Annotated in this window: 12 protein-coding genes; 5 read left to right on the top strand and 7 right to left on the bottom strand. The window is 73.5% G+C overall.

What is annotated here, in order from left to right:
- Positions 1 to 133: 133 nt before the first annotated feature.
- Both ACFWRO_RS33040 and ACFWRO_RS33035 read right to left on the bottom strand, forming a co-directional pair.
- Positions 134 to 3,496, bottom strand: a complete 3,363-nt coding sequence (locus ACFWRO_RS33040; protein ID WP_384517058.1) for an ATP-dependent helicase — start codon at positions 3,494 to 3,496, stop codon at positions 134 to 136.
- 157 nt (positions 3,497 to 3,653) lie between these two features.
- A complete protein-coding gene (locus tag ACFWRO_RS33035; protein WP_384517055.1) occupies positions 3,654 to 4,076 on the bottom strand; it encodes an MGMT family protein in 423 nt (140 codons plus the stop codon).
- Positions 4,077 to 4,265: 189 nt separating this feature from the next.
- Between ACFWRO_RS33035 and ACFWRO_RS33030 the strand changes: the two genes are divergently transcribed.
- From ACFWRO_RS33030 to ACFWRO_RS33010, 5 genes are all read left to right on the top strand, one after another.
- Positions 4,266 to 7,037, top strand: coding sequence for a lysylphosphatidylglycerol synthase domain-containing protein (locus ACFWRO_RS33030; RefSeq protein ID WP_384517053.1), 2,772 nt, complete (start codon positions 4,266 to 4,268; stop codon positions 7,035 to 7,037).
- A gap of 63 nt (positions 7,038 to 7,100) precedes the next feature.
- Positions 7,101 to 7,424 carry an ArsR/SmtB family transcription factor gene (locus ACFWRO_RS33025; RefSeq protein WP_384517050.1) on the top strand — a complete coding sequence of 108 codons (324 nt, stop codon included), beginning with the start codon at positions 7,101 to 7,103 and terminating at the stop codon, positions 7,422 to 7,424.
- Positions 7,421 to 7,810: a VOC family protein gene (locus tag ACFWRO_RS33020; RefSeq protein WP_384517047.1), complete on the top strand. Its 390-nt coding sequence runs from the start codon at positions 7,421 to 7,423 to the stop codon at positions 7,808 to 7,810. The genes ACFWRO_RS33025 and ACFWRO_RS33020 overlap by 4 nt, the downstream gene beginning before the upstream one ends.
- Before the next feature lie 97 nt (positions 7,811 to 7,907).
- Positions 7,908 to 9,473: an alpha/beta hydrolase gene (locus ACFWRO_RS33015; protein ID WP_384517044.1), complete on the top strand. Its 1,566-nt coding sequence runs from the start codon at positions 7,908 to 7,910 to the stop codon at positions 9,471 to 9,473.
- Positions 9,474 to 9,520: 47 nt separating this feature from the next.
- Positions 9,521 to 11,065 carry an alpha/beta hydrolase gene (locus ACFWRO_RS33010; protein ID WP_384517041.1) on the top strand — a complete coding sequence of 515 codons (1,545 nt, stop codon included), beginning with the start codon at positions 9,521 to 9,523 and terminating at the stop codon, positions 11,063 to 11,065.
- A gap of 60 nt (positions 11,066 to 11,125) precedes the next feature.
- Here the strand turns inward: ACFWRO_RS33010 and moeZ are convergent, their stop codons facing one another.
- The 5 genes from moeZ to ACFWRO_RS32985 all read right to left on the bottom strand — a co-directional run bounded on the left by moeZ (position 11,126) and on the right by ACFWRO_RS32985 (position 17,307).
- On the bottom strand, positions 11,126 to 12,304 hold the full coding sequence (gene moeZ / locus ACFWRO_RS33005; protein WP_384517038.1) for an adenylyltransferase/sulfurtransferase MoeZ: 1,179 nt from the start codon (positions 12,302 to 12,304) through the stop codon (positions 11,126 to 11,128).
- A 63-nt stretch (positions 12,305 to 12,367) separates the two neighbouring features.
- Positions 12,368 to 13,114 carry a spherulation-specific family 4 protein gene (locus ACFWRO_RS33000; protein WP_384517035.1) on the bottom strand — a complete coding sequence of 249 codons (747 nt, stop codon included), beginning with the start codon at positions 13,112 to 13,114 and terminating at the stop codon, positions 12,368 to 12,370.
- Positions 13,102 to 14,061, bottom strand: coding sequence for an NAD-dependent epimerase/dehydratase family protein (locus ACFWRO_RS32995; RefSeq protein WP_384517032.1), 960 nt, complete (start codon positions 14,059 to 14,061; stop codon positions 13,102 to 13,104). Before ACFWRO_RS32995 ends, ACFWRO_RS33000 begins: the two co-directional genes overlap by 13 nt.
- A gap of 155 nt (positions 14,062 to 14,216) precedes the next feature.
- Positions 14,217 to 15,668: a hypothetical protein gene (locus ACFWRO_RS32990; RefSeq protein ID WP_384517029.1), complete on the bottom strand. Its 1,452-nt coding sequence runs from the start codon at positions 15,666 to 15,668 to the stop codon at positions 14,217 to 14,219.
- 13 nt (positions 15,669 to 15,681) lie between these two features.
- Positions 15,682 to 17,307 carry a DUF3492 domain-containing protein gene (locus ACFWRO_RS32985; protein ID WP_384517026.1) on the bottom strand — a complete coding sequence of 542 codons (1,626 nt, stop codon included), beginning with the start codon at positions 17,305 to 17,307 and terminating at the stop codon, positions 15,682 to 15,684.
- Positions 17,308 to 17,474 lie beyond the last annotated feature (167 nt).

Raw genomic sequence — 17,474 nt, 5'->3', positions numbered from 1 at the left:
CGAGCCTCCTCGCGGATTCTCCCGTTCACCCACCAGGGTGACCCCGGGGGCGGGTGGCCGCGACTTCGGGCGCGCGGCAAGGCCCGTATGCAGACCCGTACCCAGGCCCGTACCCAGACCCGCTTCGCGGCCGTCACTCCACGATGTGGCGGCCCTCAGGCTGGGCGCTGCACGCGGAGCGGAAGGTGCAGTGGGTGCAGTGCTGGCCGGTGCTCGGGGTGAAGCGCTCGTCGAGGACCCGGCCGGCGGCGGTGGCCAGCAGGTCCCCGACCCACTCGCCCGCGAGGGGCTCCTGCGCCTGGACCTTCGGCAGGGTGTCCCCGCCCTCCTTCTTGGGGGCGGGCTGGCGGAGCTGGACGAGTTCGGCGCCGCCGGGGTCGGGGCGGCGGCCGTCGAAGACCTCGTCCAGGGCTCCTTCGCGTACCGCGAGCTGGTAGACGGCGAGCTGGGGGTGGTGGGCGACCTCGTCCTTGGTGGGCGCGGACTTGCCGGTCTTGAAGTCGACGACGTACGCGCGGCCGTGCTCGTCGGTCTCGACGCGGTCCATGGAGCCGCGGATCCGCACCTCGTACGCGCCCGCTTCGAGGGTCACGTCGAAGTCGTGCTCGGTGGCGGCGGGAGTACGGCCGCCACGGTCCATGACGTGCCACTGCAGGAAGCGTTCCAGCGCCACGCGCGCGTGGGCCTTCTCCTGGGCGGACTTCCAGGGGGCGTCGAAGGCGAGCCCGTCCCAGACCGAGTCGAGCCGGGCCATGAGGACGTCGAGGTCGGCCGGGGTCCGGCCGGAGGCGACCTCGTCGGCGAGGACGTGGACGACGTTGCCGAAGCCCTGGGCGGCGGTCGCGGGCGCGGCGGCCTTCACCTCGCGGCCCAGGAACCACTGGAGGGCGCAGGTGTTGGCGAGCTGGTCGAGGGCCGAGCCGGAGAGGGCGACCGGGTGGTCGCGGTCGCGGAGCGGCACCTGGCTGCGGGTGGGCTCGAACAGGCCCCACCAGCGGTCGGGGTGGGCGGCCGGGACGAGCGGCTGGCCTTCGTCGTCGGTGAGCGCGGCGAGCTGGGCGAGGCGCTGCGCGGCGGCGTCCCTGAGGGCGTCGGAAGCGGCCGGGTCGACGGTCGTGGCGCGCAGCTCGGCGACGAGCGCGGCGACGGCGAGGGGGCGGCGGGGGCGGCCTGTGACGTCCTTGGGTTCGGGGCCGAGTTCGGTGAGGAAGCGGGAGGGCTGGTCGCCGTCGTCGGCGGGGGTCTTGACGGCGGTGACGACGAGCCGGTCGCGGGCGCGGGTGGCGGCGACGTAGAAGAGCCGGCGCTCCTCGGCGAGGAGGGCGCCGGGCGTGAGGGGTTCGGCGATGCCGTCGCGGCCGATGCGGTCGGCCTCCAGGAGGGAGCCGCGGCGGCGCAGGTCGGGCCAGAGGCCCTCCTGGACCCCGGCCACCACGACGAGGCTCCATTCGAGGCCCTTGGAGCGGTGGGCGGTCATGAGGCGGACGGCGTCGGGGCGGGTCTGGCGCTTGGAGAGGGTGTCGGCGGCGATGTCCTGGGCGTCGAGTTCTTCGAGGAAGTTCAGGACGCCGCGGCCACCGACGCGGTCCTCGGCGCGGGCGGCGGTCTCGAAGAGCGCGCAGACGGCGTCGAGGTCGCGGTCGGCGTTGCGGGCGGCCGCGCCGCCCCGGAGCGCGGCGCGCTCCAGGCGACCGGGCCAGGGGGTGCCGTTCCAGAGCAGCCAGAGGGCCTCTTCGGCGGTGCCGCCCGCGGCGAGGCGCTCGCGGGCCTGCCGGAGCAGCTCTCCGAGCCGCCTGGCGCCACGGGCGTACGACTGGTTTTGCGCGACGAGCCGCTCGGGCTCGGCGAGCGCGCGGGCGAGCAGAAGGTCGGAGGGCGGCGGCACCTTGTTGCCCCCGGCCCGCTCCTCGTCCCGCAGCGCCCGCCCGAGCCGCCGCAGGTCGGCGGGGTCCATCGCGGCGAGCGGCGAGGCGAGCAGCGAGAGCGCGGTCTCGGTGTCGAGCCAGACGGGGGCGGGGGCGGGAGCCTGCGGGCCGTCCTCGGGCGCGTCGGCGGCCTCAAGGGCCTCCGAAACGTCGGCTTCCGAAGCGGAAGCCTCCGAAGCGTCGGCCTCCGCCCCAAGCGCCCCCTCCCCCGCCCTCGCCGCCGCCCGCAACGCCAGCAGCAGCGGGGCCACCGCCGGTTCGTGGCGCAGCGGGGTGTCGGCGGTGTCGGTCTCCAGCGGGACCCCGGCGGCCGTGAGTGCGCGACGGAGGCCCGGGACGGTCGACGTCGCGCGGACCAGCACCGCCATGTCGTGCCAGGGGACCCCGTCCTCCAGGTGCGCGCGGCGCAGCAGGTCGGCGATGTTGTCGGACTCCGTGGACGCCGTCGGGTACGTGAAGACCTCCACCCGCCCGCCGCCGCGCACCGCCGCCAGGTCGCGGTGGGCGCGGACCTTGTCGGCGGGCAGCCGGGGCAGCGGCATGCGCCGGGTGAGCTCCCGGGTCGCGGTGAGCAGCTCCGCGCCCGAGCGCCGGGAACGTGTCAGGACCCGGACCTCCGCCGGGCGCCCGCCCAGGCCCGCGAAGGTGTCGGGGAAGTCGAGGATGCCGTTCACGTCCGCGCCCCGGAAGGCGTAGATCGACTGGTCCGGGTCGCCGAAGGCGACCACCGTGCGGCCGCCCCCCACCAGCGCCCGCAGCAGCCGTACCTGCGCCGGGTCGGTGTCCTGGTACTCGTCCACGAAGACCGCGTCGTACTCCGGCAGCGTCACCCGCTCGGCCAGCAGCACCGCCCGGTGCACCAGCTCCGTGTAGTCGAGGACCCCCTGGAGGTCCAGGACGTCCAGGTACTCCGCCAGGAAGCCGGCCGCCGCCTTCCAGTCGGGCCGCCCCACCCGCTGGGCGAACTCGGCGAGCGCCCTCGGCCCGAGCCCCAGTTCGCGGGAGCGCGCGAGGACCGCCCGTACCTCGTCGGCGAAGCCCCGGGTCGTCAGGCAGGCCCGCAGTTCGTCGGGCCACCGCACCCGCGCGAGCCCCGCCTTCGCCAGGTCGATCTGGCCCTCGAGGAGTTCCCGTACGGCGAGGTCCTGCTCGGGTCCTGACAGCAGCCGCAGCGGCTCCGCGAAGAGCTCCGCGTCCTGGTGCGCGCGGATCAGGGCGTAGCAGTACGAGTGGAACGTGGTCGCCTGCGGCGGCCTGCTCCCGCCGAGCCGCGCGGCCATCCGGTCGCGCAGTTCGACGGCCGCCTTGCGGCTGAAGGTGAGGACGAGGAGCCGTTCCGGGTCCGCGCCCTTCTCGATCCGGGCGGCGACCGACTCCACCAGGGTCGTCGTCTTTCCGGTGCCCGGTCCGGCGAGGACGAGGAGTGGTCCGCCCGCGTGGTCAACCACTTCGCGCTGCGTTGCGTCAAGGACAGGGGGATCCGCCCGCTCCGGCTCGGTGCGCACCAGCCGGTACGCGCCCGTGGTCCGCCCCTGGTACGGCGTGCGCCGGGTGGTGGAGGAGGAACTCACGTGGATCGACCGGTCCTGAGCGAAGTGGTGGAGAGGCGGAGACGTGTACGGGGCGAACGACGACGTTACGGGATACGGAGGACACCCGTGCCGTACTCCGTACGGGCCTCCGTACGGTCATCGAGCCGTCCGGCCCGCCGGGCCATGGGCAAAGCTGTCACGTGTGAGTTCCCGCACGCCCGCCCGCACGCCCGTCCGCGCCGTCCGCTCCGGTCCCGCCGTCCACTCCGGTCCCGCCGTCCTGTCGTCCGTCCCATCGCGCCCGCCGCATGTCGATCTTCGGCACATGCCCGTCGGCGGACCGGCCGGCCTGCCGCAGCGGTGTGCCCTCCTCGCGGTAGTGGCCGAGGGCGCGCAGCTCGTGGCCCGGCAGGAGCGCGCCGTCCGCGCGCACCACACGCCACCACGGCACCGCCCCGCCGTAGAGGGACATCACCCGGCCGACCTGGCGCGGGCCTCCCTCGCCGAGCCACTCGGCCACGTCTCCGTACGTCATCACGCGGCCCGGCGGGATCAGCTCCGCGACCTCCAGGACCCGTTCCGCGTACTCCGGAAGCTCCTCCACGCTCATCCGCCCCATCCTGCCTCACCCCACCGACAACGCCCTGTTGCCTCCGTCGGCCCCCGCTTCATGCCACCATCGTCCGGGCGGTGACTGGTGATACGAGATCAAGAGCGACAAGACGAACAAGAAGAACAAGAATTCGTACGAGACGACAAACACGCGGCACACGCGGTACGTACGACACAGGCAGAGACGGACATGGTGATGGGGCACGACGCTCAGCCTCCTGAGGAGGAGGCGCGCCCCGGCACGCCCGGCCCCGAAACGCCGACCCCGGGCCCGCCCGCCCAGGACACGCGGGCGCACGGCCTCGGCCACGGCCCCTCCCCCGAGCTCGTCCCCGACTCCGTCCCCGAGGGCGAGCCGAGCGAGCGCGTCTCCCAGGACGAACCGCTGCTCGCCGCGCGCGTGCACCGGCCCTCCGACCTGATGCGGCTGCTCATCGGCGTCCTCGCGATCGCCGTGGTCATCGCCATCGCCGCCTTCGCCCACGGCACCACCTCCGGTCTGGAGGAGGACATCAACAAGGGCGCCGGTGGCGCCCCCGACGTCTTCGTCAAGATCGCCGGGCTCGTCTCCAGCATCGCCGTCCTGCTCGTGCCGGTCGCCTTCGCCATCGAACGGCTGATCAAACGCGACGGGCTGCGGATCGCCGACGGCGTCCTCGCCGCCGTGCTCGCCCACGGCGTCACCCTCGCCACCGACCTCTGGGTCGCCAAGGCAGCGCCCGGCACGATCCAGGACGCGCTGACCCAGCCCGCGACCGGGGGCGGTCTCACCGACCCGGTGCACAACTACCTCGCGCCCGTCATCGCGTACATGACGGCCGTCGGCATGGCCCGCAGGCCGCGCTGGCGGGTGAGCCTGTGGGCGGTGCTGCTGCTCGACGCGTTCACGATGCTGGTCGCCGGGTACACCACCGCGTTCTCGGTCATCCTGACCGTGCTGATCGGCTGGACCGTCGCGTACGGAACGCTCTACGCGGTCGGCTCCCCGAACGTCCGGCCCACCGGGCAGACCCTGCTCGCCGGTCTGCGCCGGGTCGGCTTCAAACCGGTCACGGCGCTGCGCGCCGAGGGCGCGGGCGTGCCGGACTCCGCCGACAGCGGGGACCGGGGCCGCCGGTACATCGTCACGCTGGAGGAGGGGCCACCGCTCGACGTCACGGTCGTGGACCGCGAGCAGCAGGCGCACGGCTTCTTCTACCGCGCGTGGCGCAGGCTGACCCTGCGGGCGATCACCACCCGCCGCTCGATCGTCTCGCTGCGCCAGGCCCTCGAGCAGGAGGCGCTGCTCGCGTACGCGGCGATCGCCGCCGGGGCGAACGCGCCCAAGCTGATCGCCACCTCCGAGCTCGGTCCGGACGCCGTGATGCTCGTGTACGAGCACCTGGGCGGCCGGAACCTGGACTCGCTGGACGACGCGGAGATCACCGACGAGCTGGTGCGGAGCGCCTGGCGTCAGGTGCGGGCGCTCCAGTCGCGCCGGATCGCGCACCGGCGGCTCACGGGCGACGCGATTCTGGTGGATCGTTCCGGCAAGGTGATCCTGACCGACCTGCGGGGCGGCGAGATCGCCGCGGGCGACCTGATCCTGCGGATGGACATCGCCCAGCTGCTCACCACCCTCGGTCTGCGGGTGGGCGCCGAGCGCGCGGTGGCCGGGGCCGTGGACGTGCTCGGCCCGGACGCCATCGCCGACTGTCTCCCCCTGCTCCAGCCGATCGCGCTGAGCCGCTCCACGCGCGCGACGCTCAGGAAACTGGCCCGCGAGCGGTCGAAGCGCGACCGCGAGGCCGTCATCGAAGCCTCGGAGGCGGCGAAGCGGGCCCGGGTGGAGGCCGCCGTGGCCGAACCGGGGACCGGCACGGTCGAGTCCAGGATCGACCGCAAGTCCGACCGGAAGCTGGAGAAGGCGGAGAAGCAGGCCGAGAAGCGGGCCATCGACGAGGCGCTCGACGACGCCCGCGAGGAGGATCTGCTGGCGCAGATCCGCCAGCAGGTGCTGCTGATCCGTCCGCAGGCGCCGGTCGAGCCGGTCCGCCTGGAGCGGATCAAGCCGCGCACGCTCATCAGTCTCATCGCCGGCGCCGTCGCCGCGTACTTCCTGCTCTCGCAGATCGCCCGGACGCCGCTGTCGACGGTCAGCTCGGCGGACTGGCGCTGGGTGGCGGCGGCCGCGCTCTTCTCGGCGCTGAGCTACATCGCCGCCGCGATGAGCCTGCTCGGCTTCGTACCGGAGCGGGTCGGCTTCTGGCGGACGGTGGTCGCGCAGGTGGCCGGGTCGTTCGTGAAGATCGTCGCCCCGGCGGCGGTCGGCGGTGTCGCCCTGAACACCCGGTTCCTCCAGCGCTCGGGGGTACGCCCTGGGCTCGCGGTGGCGAGCGTCGGCGCCTCGCAGCTGTTCGGGCTCGGCGCGCACATCCTCCTGCTGCTCCTCTTCGGCTATCTGACGGGTACGGAGAAGTCGCAGTCCTTCACCCCGTCCCGGACGGTCATCGCCGGCCTGTTGACGGTGGCGGTCCTGGTCCTCGTGGTGACGGCGATCCCGTTCATGCGGAAGTTCGTCTCGACCCGGCTGCGCTCGCTCTTCGCGGGCGTCGTGCCGCGCATGCTGGACGTGCTCCAGCGGCCGCTGAAGCTGCTCACGGGCATCGGCGGCATGCTGCTCCTGACCGGTGTGTTCGTGCTCTGCCTGGACGCCTCGATCCGCGCGTTCGGCCACGACGCCCAGGGCCTCAGCTACGCCAGCGTGGCCGTCGTCTTCCTCGCGGGCAACGCGCTCGGCTCGGCTGCGCCGACCCCTGGCGGTGTGGGCGCGGTCGAGGGCGCGCTGACCCTCGGGCTGGTCGCGGTCGGCCTCCCCATCGAGGTCGCGACCCCGGCGGTGCTCCTGTACCGGATCCTGACTCTGTGGCTGCCGGTGCTGCCGGGCTGGATCTGCTTCAACTGGCTGACGAAGCAGGGAGCGCTGTAGGGGGAGCGGGCGCGGCCGACCTCCACTTGATAGGCAAGTCATTACTTGCCTATCGTGGGGGTCATGGCTGATGATGTCTTCAAGGCGCTGGCCGACCCCACCCGCCGGCTCATCCTCGACGAGCTGGTGGACCGGGACGGCCAGACCCTTTTCGAGATATGCACACGGCTGGTGACCAAGCACGACGTGGGTCTTTCGCGTCAGGCGATCAGCCAGCACCTGGCCGTACTGGAATCCGCGGGTCTGCTGCTGACGCGGCGCGAAGGCCGCTACAAGTTCCACGACCTCCAGACCGGACCGCTCGAGCGCATCGTGACCCGGTGGCTCAGGCCGGACACACCCCCCAGGCCGGACACTCCCCCCGACACACCGGAGAGCACCCCATGAGGATCCACCTCACCCCGATCTACGTCGACGACCAGAAGAAGGCGCAGGCCTTCTACACCGACGTCCTCGGCTTCCGGCTGAAGCACGAGATCCCGCTGGGCCCGGCCCTGTGGCTGACCGTGGTCTCCCCCGAGAACCCGGACGGGACCGAGCTGCTCCTGGAGCCCTCGCAGGGGCACCCCGCGGTGAAGCCGTACCGCGAGGCGCTGTTCAACGACGGCATCCCGCTCGCCTCCTTCGCCGTCGACGACGTGCAGGCGGAGTTCGACCGGCTGACCGCGCACGGCGTGCGGTTCACCCAGGACCCGCTGGCCATGGGCAACGTCACGACGGCGGTCTTCGACGACACCTGCGGAAACCTGATCCAGCTCGTCCACGCCGCATAGGCACCTGCCACAAAGGCACCTGAAGCCCCCGGCCACCCCTCCCCCGGCTGGCCCACTCGCCCGCGCGGGGGGCGGGGGTCCGGCGGACCATGGCCCTATGCCGATCTCCGCCGCGCAGCGCGCCGCCCTCTTCACCGCGACCACCGTGCTGCTCGCCGCCGGATGCTCGAACGGCGGAGACGACGACGAGGCGTCGGACCGGCCCACGGATCTCGCCGGACTCGCGGCGCAGCAGCTGGAATGGGCGCCCTGCCCGCCACCGTCGCCCGCCGAGGGCGGCGGCGCGGCCCCCTCCCCGCTCCCCGGTGGCACCCCCTGGGAGTGCTCCTTCATGGACGCGCCGCGCGACTACGCCGATCCCGGCGGCGAGACGATCGAGCTGGCCCTGATCCGCGCCAAGGCCCGTGACCAGGAGCGGCGGATCGGCTCCATGATCTACAACTTCGGCGGCCCCGGCGGCTCCGGCGTCACCGGCCTGCCGTCCTTCGCCCCGGACTACGAGAAGCTCCGCTCCCGCTACGACCTGGTCTCCTTCGACCCGCGCGGCGTCGGCCGCAGCGAGGACGTCAACTGCCTCGGCGACAAGGAGTTGGACGCCTACTACGCCCAGGACTTCACCCCGGACGACGCCGCAGAGGAACGGACCCTCTCCGACGCGCAGAAGAAGTACGCCACCGGCTGCGAGGACGAGTCCGGGGTGATGCTCCCCCACGTCGGCACCGAGAACGCCGCCCGCGACATGGACCTGATGCGCCAGGTACTCGGCGACGACAAGCTCCACTACTTCGGCATCTCGTACGGCACCGAACTCGGCGGCGTGTACGCCCACATGTTCCCGAAGAACGTCGGCCGCGCCCTCTTCGACGCGGTCATCGACCCGAACGCCGGCACCGAGGAGGGCGCACTCGGCCAGGCAAGGGGCTTCCAGCTCGCCCTGGACAACTTCGCGAAGGACTGCGTGGCGCGCGGCGACGAGTGCACGCTGCCCGGCTCGACGGTCGCCGAGATCGAGGGCTTCATCCTCGACCTGCTCGCCGAGCTCGACAAGAAGCCGATCGCCGGCATCGGCGACCGCAAGCTCACCCAGACGCAGGCCATCAACGGCATCGCGCAGTCGCTGTACTCCAAGGAGTTCTGGCAGTACCTGGAGCAGGGCCTCGACGCGGCCGACGGCGGCGACGGCGGGCTCCTCCTCGCCCTCTCCGACTCCATGAACGGCCGGGACCAGAACGGCAGTTACAGCAACATCCAGGCCGCCAACGCGGCCATCAACTGCGTGGACTACAAGGAGCGCTACACCCTCGGCCAGGCCAAGGAGCGGCTGCCGGAGTTCGAGAAGACCTCGGCGGTCTTCGGCCCCTACATGGGCTGGGCGCTGTCGAGCTGCTCCCAGTGGCCGGTCCCCGGCACCTGGGAGCACCCCGACGTCTCCGCGCCCGGCTCCGCCCCCATCCTCGTGCTCGGCACGACGGGCGACCCGGCGACGCCGTACGAGGGCACCCGGGCCATGGTGGAGGCCCTCGGCGACGGCGTCGGCGTGGAGATCACGTACGAGGGCGAGGGCCACGGCGCGTACAACAGCGGCAACGCGTGCGTGCAGAACGCCGTCAACGGCTACTTCCTGGACGGCAAGATCCCGGCCTCGGGCACCGTCTGCAAGTAGCCGTCTGCATAGGATGGCGGCTTCCGGTCCGGCTCACGGGGGTTGCTGTGTCCATACGATCCATACGGATACGAGTGGCGGCCCTGGCCGTCACCGGGCTGCTGGTCGCCGGCTGCGCCGGCTCCGAGACGCCCGACACCGCGCCCAAGGGCGGCTCCACCTCCACGGACGCCAAGGGGCCCGACACCCCCGGGCTCCCCGCCTCGCTCACCGGGCAGCGCCCCGAGTGGAAGCGCTGCGACGCCCCCGAGGGCGGTGAGCGGCCCGGCCGCGACTGGCGCTGCGCCGGGGTCAAGGTCCCGCTCGACCACGCGAAGCCCGACGGGGAGACCCTCACCATCGCGCTGATCCGCAAGGAGGCCCGCGACAAGGACCGCCGGATCGGCTCGCTGCTCTTCAACTTCGGCGGCCCCGGCGCCTCCGGCGTCGATTACCTCCCGCTCGCGGCCCAGGAGTACGCCGACCTGAACAGCCGCTACGACCTGGTCTCCTTCGACCCGCGCGGCGTCTCCCGCAGCTCCGGCGTGGTCTGCCGCGACGACAAGGAGCTGGCCGCCGCCGAGGCCGGTACGGACGTCACTCCGGACACGGCGGCCGAGGAGGCCGCGTACCTCGCCGACGGCGCGGCGTTCGGCGCCGGGTGCGCCCGCCGCTCCGGCACGGTCATCCCGCACACCACCACCGAGAACACGGCCCGCGACCTGGACCTGATCCGGCACGTCCTCGGCGACGCGAAGCTGAACTACCTCGGCATCTCCTACGGCACCGAACTCGGCGCCTCCTACGCCCACCTCTTCCCCTCGCACGTCGGCAGGGCCGTCCTCGACGCGGTGGTCGACCCGACGGCCGACTCCACCGGCCACGCCCGCAACCAGGCGATCGGCTTCCAGCGGGCCCTGGACAACTACTTCAAGAGCACGGGCGAGAAGCCCGCCCAGGGCAGCGCCCGGATCGTCCGTCTCCTGGAGCGGCTCGACCGGGAGCCGCTGCGGGTCGGCGACCGGAAGCTGACCGACGGCCTGGCGCTCACCGGCATCGCGATCACGCTCTACTCCAAGAGCAGCTGGCCCCTCCTCACCTCCGCCCTCACCAAGGCCGAGAGCGGCGACGGTTCCGGCCTGCTGCGCCTCGCGGACGCCTACAACGACCGCGACGAGACGGGCCACTACGGAACCCAGTCCCACTCCCAGCGGGCGATCTCCTGCGCCGACTCCAGCGCGCGTCCGACGGTCGCGCAGGTCAAGGCCGTGCTGCCGGAGTTCGAGAAGGCGTCGCCCGTCTTCGGCGCGTTCCTGGCCTGGGACACGGCCGGCTGGTGCGCCGAGTGGCCGGTGAAGGGTCTGCGGGCCGACCCGCGGGCGAGCGCGCCCGGCGCCGGCCCGATCCTGGTCGTCGGCACGACGGGCGACCCGGCGACCCCGTACGAGGGCGCCGAGCGGATGGCGAAGGAGCTGGGCGCGGGCGTGGGTGTCCTGGTCAGCAACGAGGGCGAGGGCCACGGCGCGTACGGCACGTCGGCGTGCGTGACGCGGACGGTCGACGCGTACCTCCTGGACGGCAAGGTCCCGGCGTACGGCACGCGCTGCTCGTAGCGGCACGGGAAAGGGCCCGGACCTGTTGCCAGGTCCGGGCCCTTCTCGTACGCGTCAGTCCTAGTAGACCGGCTTGCCGGGCTCGATCTGGTGGACCCAGCCGATCACGCCGCCGCCGACGTGCACCGCGTCCGCGAAGCCCGCGGACTTGAGCACGGCGAGGACTTCCGCACTGCGGACACCCGTCTTGCAGTGCAGGACGATCCGCTTGTCCTGCGGCAGGTCCTGGAGGGCGGTGCCCATGAGGAACTCGCCCTTCGGGATCAGTCGCGCGCCGGGGATCGAGACGATCTCGTACTCGTTGATCTCGCGGACGTCGATGATGTCGATGTTCTCGCCGTCGTCGATCCACTCCTTGAGCTGCTTGGGAGTGATCGTCGAGCCGGCCGCCGCCTCCTGGGCCTCCTCGGACACGACGCCGCAGAAGGCCTCGTAGTCGATGAGCTCGGTGACGGTCGGGTTCTCGCCGCAGACCGCGCAGTCCGGGTCCTTGCGGACCTTCACCTGGCGGTACTGCATCTCCAGGGCGTCGTAGATCATCAGCCGGCCGACCAGCGGGTCGCCGACACCGGCGAGGACCTTGATCGCCTCGGTGACCTGGATGGAGCCGATGGACGCGCAGAGCACGCCCAGGACGCCGCCCTCGGCGCAGGAGGGGACCATGCCCGGCGGCGGGGGCTCCGGGTAGAGGCAGCGGTAGCAGGGACCGTACTCGGACCAGAAGACCGAGGCCTGGCCGTCGAAGCGGTAGATCGAGCCCCAGACGTACGGCTTGTTCAGCAGCACGCACGCGTCGTTGACGAGGTAGCGCGTGGCGAAGTTGTCCGTGCCGTCGACGATCAGGTCGTACTGGCTGAAGATCTCCATCACGTTCTCGGCCTCGAGCCGCTCTTCGTGGAGGATCACGTTCACGTACGGGTTGATACCGAGGACGGAGTCCTTGGCGGACTGCGCCTTGGAGCGGCCGATGTCCGCCTGGCTGTGGATGATCTGGCGCTGCAGGTTCGACTCGTCGACCTCGTCGAACTCCACGATGCCGAGCGTGCCCACACCGGCCGCGGCCAGGTACATCAGGGCCGGCGAACCGAGGCCACCGGCGCCCACACAGAGCACCTTGGCGTTCTTCAGCCGCTTCTGCCCGTCCATCCCCACATCCGGGATGATCAGGTGGCGGGAGTACCTGCGGACCTCGTCTACGGTGAGCTCGGCAGCCGGCTCGACCAGGGGTGGCAGCGACACGGGGGCTCCGTTGGTCGGTATGTCAGTACGGTTGTTCTCCCCGTAACACTGCCACGGCCCTCCTCATTCCGAGACACCCGGTCCAAGACGCGAGACGATTTCGTCCCAGTAGCCGGGCAGGGTCTGGAATGCGTTGATTCGTCCGTTGTGGTCCGTCCGGCCGGTCTGGTCGGTGAAGAAGATCGTGCCCGCGCCCTGCCAGCGGGCGATCCGCATCGCCTCGTCGAGATGGCTGCGCGGCACCCCGTGGACGAGGTGGACGAACTTCTCCGGCGGGTACTCGGCGGTCCACTCCGCCACCTGCGACCAGCGGTAGTCCGTCCACGGCCCGCAGAAGGTGACCAGCTGGTCGGCCGTCTCGGCGTAGCCGGGGTACGGATGGGTGCCGTGGCCGAGGACGAGGTGGGCCTCGCCGTCGAGCACCGCCTCCAGGGTGGCCGCGACGCGCCGCACCTCGGGCAGGTCGGCCCGGTCGCCGGGACAGCGGTCCAGGTAGAACCCCTCGACCTTGTACCAGTCGAGGAAGCGGTGGGCGTCCGAGACGATCTCGCCGAAGTCCCGCGAACCGTGGCGGAGGTCGAGGTGCCCGAGCACCTTCACGCCCGCGTTCTTGAGCCGGCCCGCCGCCTCCAGACAGTGCGGGTCGGGCCGGTCCCCCGGCCCCTCGGCCACGTTGAGCACGGCCCAGTGCAGCGGCGTGCCGGGGCGGGTCAGCTCGGCCCATTCGACCGGGGCGAGCAGCGGATGGGCGTAGCCGGGGACGCCGAAGCCCATCTCCTGGACGGCTTCTGCTGTGGTCAGATGCGGCATGCCGCCTCCATCCAGATGTCGGCGAGGGATTCCTCGAGGTTGATCCGGGGGCGCCAGCCGAGCCGGTCGCGTGCGGTGCGCACGTCGGCCTGCTGCCAGCTGCCGCAGCCGTCGGGGTACGGGTAGGGCGCGGCGGCCAGCTGCTCGGCGATGGTCTCGGTGCGCGGGGCGCCGATGACCGACCGCTGGGGCGGCCCGTCGAGCTCGTGCAGGGTGCCGGCGTAGCCCGCGACCCTGGACAGGACGGCGGCGGCGTCGCGGAGTTTGACGGCGCGTCCGGTGCCGATGTTGACGACGCCCTGGGCGGCGGAGAGCGAGGCGGCGTGGACGGCGCGGGCGACGTCCCGTACGTCGACGAAGTCGCGCTGGACGCCGAGACCGCTGAGCTTGAGCTCGCCGTCGCCCGCCTGCATCGCCCGGCGCATGGCCTCGGCGAGCCGGCCGAGCGGGGAACCGGCGGGGGTGCCGGGGCCGACCGGCGAGAAGACCCGCAGGACGACGGCGTCGAGCCCGGAGCCGAGGACGAGCTCGGTCGCGGCGAGCTTGGAGACCCCGTAGGGGCCGCCGGGGCGGGGCACGGCGTCCTCGGCGGTGGAGGAGCCGGGCTGGGAGGGGCCGTACTCGGAAGCGCAGCCGACCTGGACGAGCCGGGCGCCGCAGCCGCTGCGCCGGAGGGCCTCGCAGACGGTGGCGACGGCGACGGTGTTGTGCCGGGTCAGTTCGCGGGCGCCGCCGCGGGTGGCGCCCGCGCAGTTGACGACGACTCCGGGGTGGACGGCGTCCAGGAAGCGGGTCAGCGCGCCGGGGCTTCCCCCGGCGAGGTCGAACCGCACGTCGGCGTCGTCGCCCCGCCCGAGGGCGGTCAGGTGCACGGCCGGGTCGGCGAGCAGCCGGTCGGCGACGAAACGTCCGAGGAATCCGTTGGCTCCGAGCAGCAGCACCCTCATCGTGCGGCCCCTTCGTGCCGACCGGCCGTGGCTCGGGGTAGGGAGGTCATGTCTCTTCGTCTCCTTGGAATGGGTCCTGCGCGGTGGGCACGCCCGCGGCGTCGGCTCCGCGGGTGCGCCGGGTTCAGGGGGTGTCCCCAGGGCTCTGGGTGTCCCTAGGGGGTGGCGTGGGCCGAGGCCCGGGAGAGGGACGCGGTGGCGTGGGCGAGGAGGCCGAGCGCCGCGGCGCCGCAGACGAGGGTGGGTACGGCTCCGGGGCCCCAGGTGTCGGTCAGGGCGCGGACGGGGGCGGCGAGGAACCCGCAGCCGGGGACCCGGGCCGCGAGGACGCTCGCGAGGGCGAGGGCCTCGCCGGCGCAGGCGGCGGCGAGTCCGGCGGCGGCGGTCTCCGGGAAGCCGTGGACGGCGAGGAGCCGGGCGAGCAGCAGCAGGGTGCCGAGGGCGAGGGCGCCGGACGCGAAGCCGGTCAGGCTCAACAGGCCCGCGAGGGCGGCCAGATGGAGCGCGACGGTGGCGAGGAGCAGGGGGCGGGCGCCCGCCGCGAAGTCCTCCAGGCCGCGGCTGGCGACGAGCCTGCGGCGGGCCCGGCCGGCGAAGAGCCGGGCGCACCAGGCGGCGGGGACGACGGCGAGCGCGAGCCCGAGGAGGGGGCCGGGGGTGACGGGCCAGGGCCCGTCGGGGCCTCCGGTGAGCGTGGCGTGGAGGAGACCGTCCCCGCCGAGCGCGTACGCGAGGAGCCAGAGGGTCCAGACGCGGGCGGCGGGGACGGTGCGGCCGGCGGCGCGCAGGGGGCCGCGCCGGACGGCGACGGCGAGTGCGGCGGCCAGGCCGAGGGCCCCGGCCACGCCGACGGCGAGGCGCACGGGTCCTTCGGTGAGGGCGAGTGCGGTGACGGCGAGGGCGGCGACGACGCCGGGTGCCAGGGCGGCCAGGGTCCATCCGGCCCACCCGGCGCGCGCCTCCGTCTCGTGCGCGGGGCGCGGGGGCGCCCCGTTGCCGTTGCCACGCGGCACGCGCGCGTACAGCTCTTCGGCGAGCGAGAACACGTCCCGGTGCCGGAACCGGGCGGCGGTCCGGTCGGTGACGCCGTGCGCTTCGAGCCCGGCCGCGATCTCCAGGGGGTCGACGGCCCGCTCGCACAGCTCCCGGTGCCGGTGCATGAGCGCCTTGACGGGGTCGGCGGGCCCCCGCCGCCCGCCGCCCACTATCGGCCCCGCGGTGGGGGGCCGCGGCGGCGCGGGCTCGGGGTCTGCCTCCGCCTCCGGCTCGGGGTCCGCCTCCGGCTCGGGCTCGGGGGCGTCGGGCGACCGCAGGTCGAGATCCACCGGCACGGACGGCGCGGGTACGGGCGTGGACGGGGCGGGTACGGACACGGACGGGGCCGGTACGGACACGGACGGGGCGGGTACGGGCGCGGACGGCGCCGGTACGGAGGGCAGAGGCGCCGCGGTCGGCACAGGCGGCGCGGCCGGCACGGAGGGCGCCGCCGGCCGGCCGTCCGTCGTCACGGAGACGGTCACGGCCACCGTCAGGGCCGTCTTCTCGAGCAGAGTCTCCGAGTGGGAGTCCCAGTGGCCGGGGCTCGTCGGGGCGGCGGGGCCGCGCATGGGGGTGCCTCCTTCAGGCATCGGGGTCTCCCGCTCCGGCGGCGGTGCTCACGGCCTTGTCCGCCCAGACGCCGGGGACGTACGCCTCCGCCGGGTGGCCGAAGGGGACGTCCTCCGCTCCACGGCGGCGCACCGGCGAGTGGGAGAGAAGTTCGAGGTAGATGCCGCGGAAGGCGGCGAGGTTCTGCTCGACGGTGAACAGTTCGAGCGCGCGCGCCCGCGCCGCCGCACCGAGCCGGTACCGGCGCTCGGGGTCGCGCAACAGCGCCAGGCACGCGTCGGCGAGCGCCCGCGGATTGCGCGGGGGTACGACGAGCCCGGTGCCGCCGATGACCTCGACGACCGCGCCGACGTCGGTGGAGACCGTCGCCCGCGCGCAGAACATCGCCTCGACCAGGCTGATCGGGAAGCCCTCCACGACGCTGGAGAGGACGACGACCGCGCCCGCCGCGTACGCCTCGGCGAGCGTCGGCGCCTCAGGACCGCCGATCTCCTCGAAGGAGACCGGGTTCTCGCCGACGGCGTGCGCCCCCGGCGCCTCGTCGGGGAAGAGCTGGGCCGCGAGCGCCCGGCAGTGGGCGACGTACGCGTCCGCGCCCGGCTCGCGCACCGGCGCGGCGATGATCCTGAGCCGTACGTCGGGCTGGGCCCTGCGGACGTCGGCAAAGGCGTGCAGCAGCGCGATGAGGTCCTTGGCGGGCTCCACCCGGCCGACCCAGACGAGCGTCGCCGGGTCGCCGCTCTCCTCGTCCTCGCCGACCTCGGTGAACCGATCGGAGGACATCCCGGGGTAGACCGTGCGCAGCTTGGCGCGGTCGGCGCCGCACTTCTCCTGCCAGCGCCGGGCGTGCGTGTTGCCGGGGGTGAGGAGCGCGGCCTGCCGGTAGACCTCGCCCGCGAGCCGCCCCTGGAAGGCGGCGAGCAGCGCGCGCACCGGCGCGGAGCGGGGCGCTTCGCCGGTTGCGAGGTAGTGCGCGCGCAGCTGTACGCCGTACTCGGTGACCAGCAGGGGTGTCCCGAAGAAGCGTTTGGCCAACAGGCCGGGCAGCGCCGCGGAGCCGCCGGAGGCGGCGTGGCAGAGGTCGGCCGCGCCGAGGCCTTCGTCGCCGTACCAGTCGAGCGACAGCGGGCGCAGCGCGCGCTCCAACTGGTCGACGACGTCGAGGTAGTCGGGGACTGTCGCGGCGGCCACGCCCCGGCGTGCGCCGGGCGTGCGGCAGGCGGACTCCAGGGTGCGGACGGCGAGTTCGGAGCGCAGGGCGGCGTAGAGGCCGCCGCGCTCGCCGGCGAGTTCGGCGAGGCCGTAGAGCCCCCCGGCGAAGGAGGCGGCCACGCCGGTCGCGTCCTCCTCGGCACAGACCCCGGTCACGAGCGCGCCGAAGTGCTCGGCGAAGCGCCGCCGTTCACGCCGCCCGTAGGTGCGGCCGTCGTCCTCGGGGGCCCAGAGCGGGGCCGTACGGACACGACGGACCTGCGGGGGCAGGTCGACCCAGCCGGCTTCCTCCTGGCGGGCGCTGCGGCTGAGGGCGTACACATCGAACTCGTGCGGCGCGAGCCCGCGCACGAGCCGGTCGCACCAGAGCCTGGACTCACCCGTGGCGTACGGGTAGCCACCCTCCGTAAGCAGTCCGATCCGCATGAGTACACCCCCGATCTCCCTTACCTGGCGGCCACCTCGGTCCGGCGACTCGCAGCGGGAAGAACGTAAGCGGATGAACCGGTGGCGGGGCCGGCCGGTTTTGGGGGCACCCCCCCGATGGGGGTGTTGTGGGTAATATTAAACACCCGGGGGGGGTTGGGGCGGGG

It is taken from the genome of Streptomyces sp. NPDC058579 (assembly GCF_042718575.1).
Lineage (GTDB): Bacteria > Actinomycetota > Actinomycetes > Streptomycetales > Streptomycetaceae > Streptomyces.
The sequence above is the reverse complement of the archived record's forward strand: the minus strand, read 5'-3'. Positions and strand labels throughout refer to the sequence as shown.

Excerpts from the sequence above, each read along its gene's own strand:
- ACFWRO_RS33030 (WP_384517053.1), top strand. The coding sequence starts at position 4,266 with ATGGGGCACGACGCTCAGCCTCCTGAGGAGGAGGCGCGCCCCGGCACG.
- ACFWRO_RS33020 (WP_384517047.1), top strand. The coding sequence starts at position 7,421 with ATGAGGATCCACCTCACCCCGATCTACGTCGACGACCAGAAGAAGGCG.
- ACFWRO_RS32995 (WP_384517032.1), bottom strand. The coding sequence starts at position 14,061 with ATGAGGGTGCTGCTGCTCGGAGCCAACGGATTCCTCGGACGTTTCGTC.
- ACFWRO_RS33035 (WP_384517055.1), bottom strand. The coding sequence starts at position 4,076 with ATGGGGCGGATGAGCGTGGAGGAGCTTCCGGAGTACGCGGAACGGGTC.
- ACFWRO_RS33000 (WP_384517035.1), bottom strand. The coding sequence starts at position 13,114 with ATGCCGCATCTGACCACAGCAGAAGCCGTCCAGGAGATGGGCTTCGGC.
- ACFWRO_RS32985 (WP_384517026.1), bottom strand. The coding sequence starts at position 17,307 with ATGCGGATCGGACTGCTTACGGAGGGTGGCTACCCGTACGCCACGGGT.
- ACFWRO_RS32990 (WP_384517029.1), bottom strand. The coding sequence starts at position 15,668 with ATGCGCGGCCCCGCCGCCCCGACGAGCCCCGGCCACTGGGACTCCCAC.
- ACFWRO_RS33015 (WP_384517044.1), top strand. The coding sequence starts at position 7,908 with ATGCCGATCTCCGCCGCGCAGCGCGCCGCCCTCTTCACCGCGACCACC.
- ACFWRO_RS33025 (WP_384517050.1), top strand. The coding sequence starts at position 7,101 with ATGGCTGATGATGTCTTCAAGGCGCTGGCCGACCCCACCCGCCGGCTC.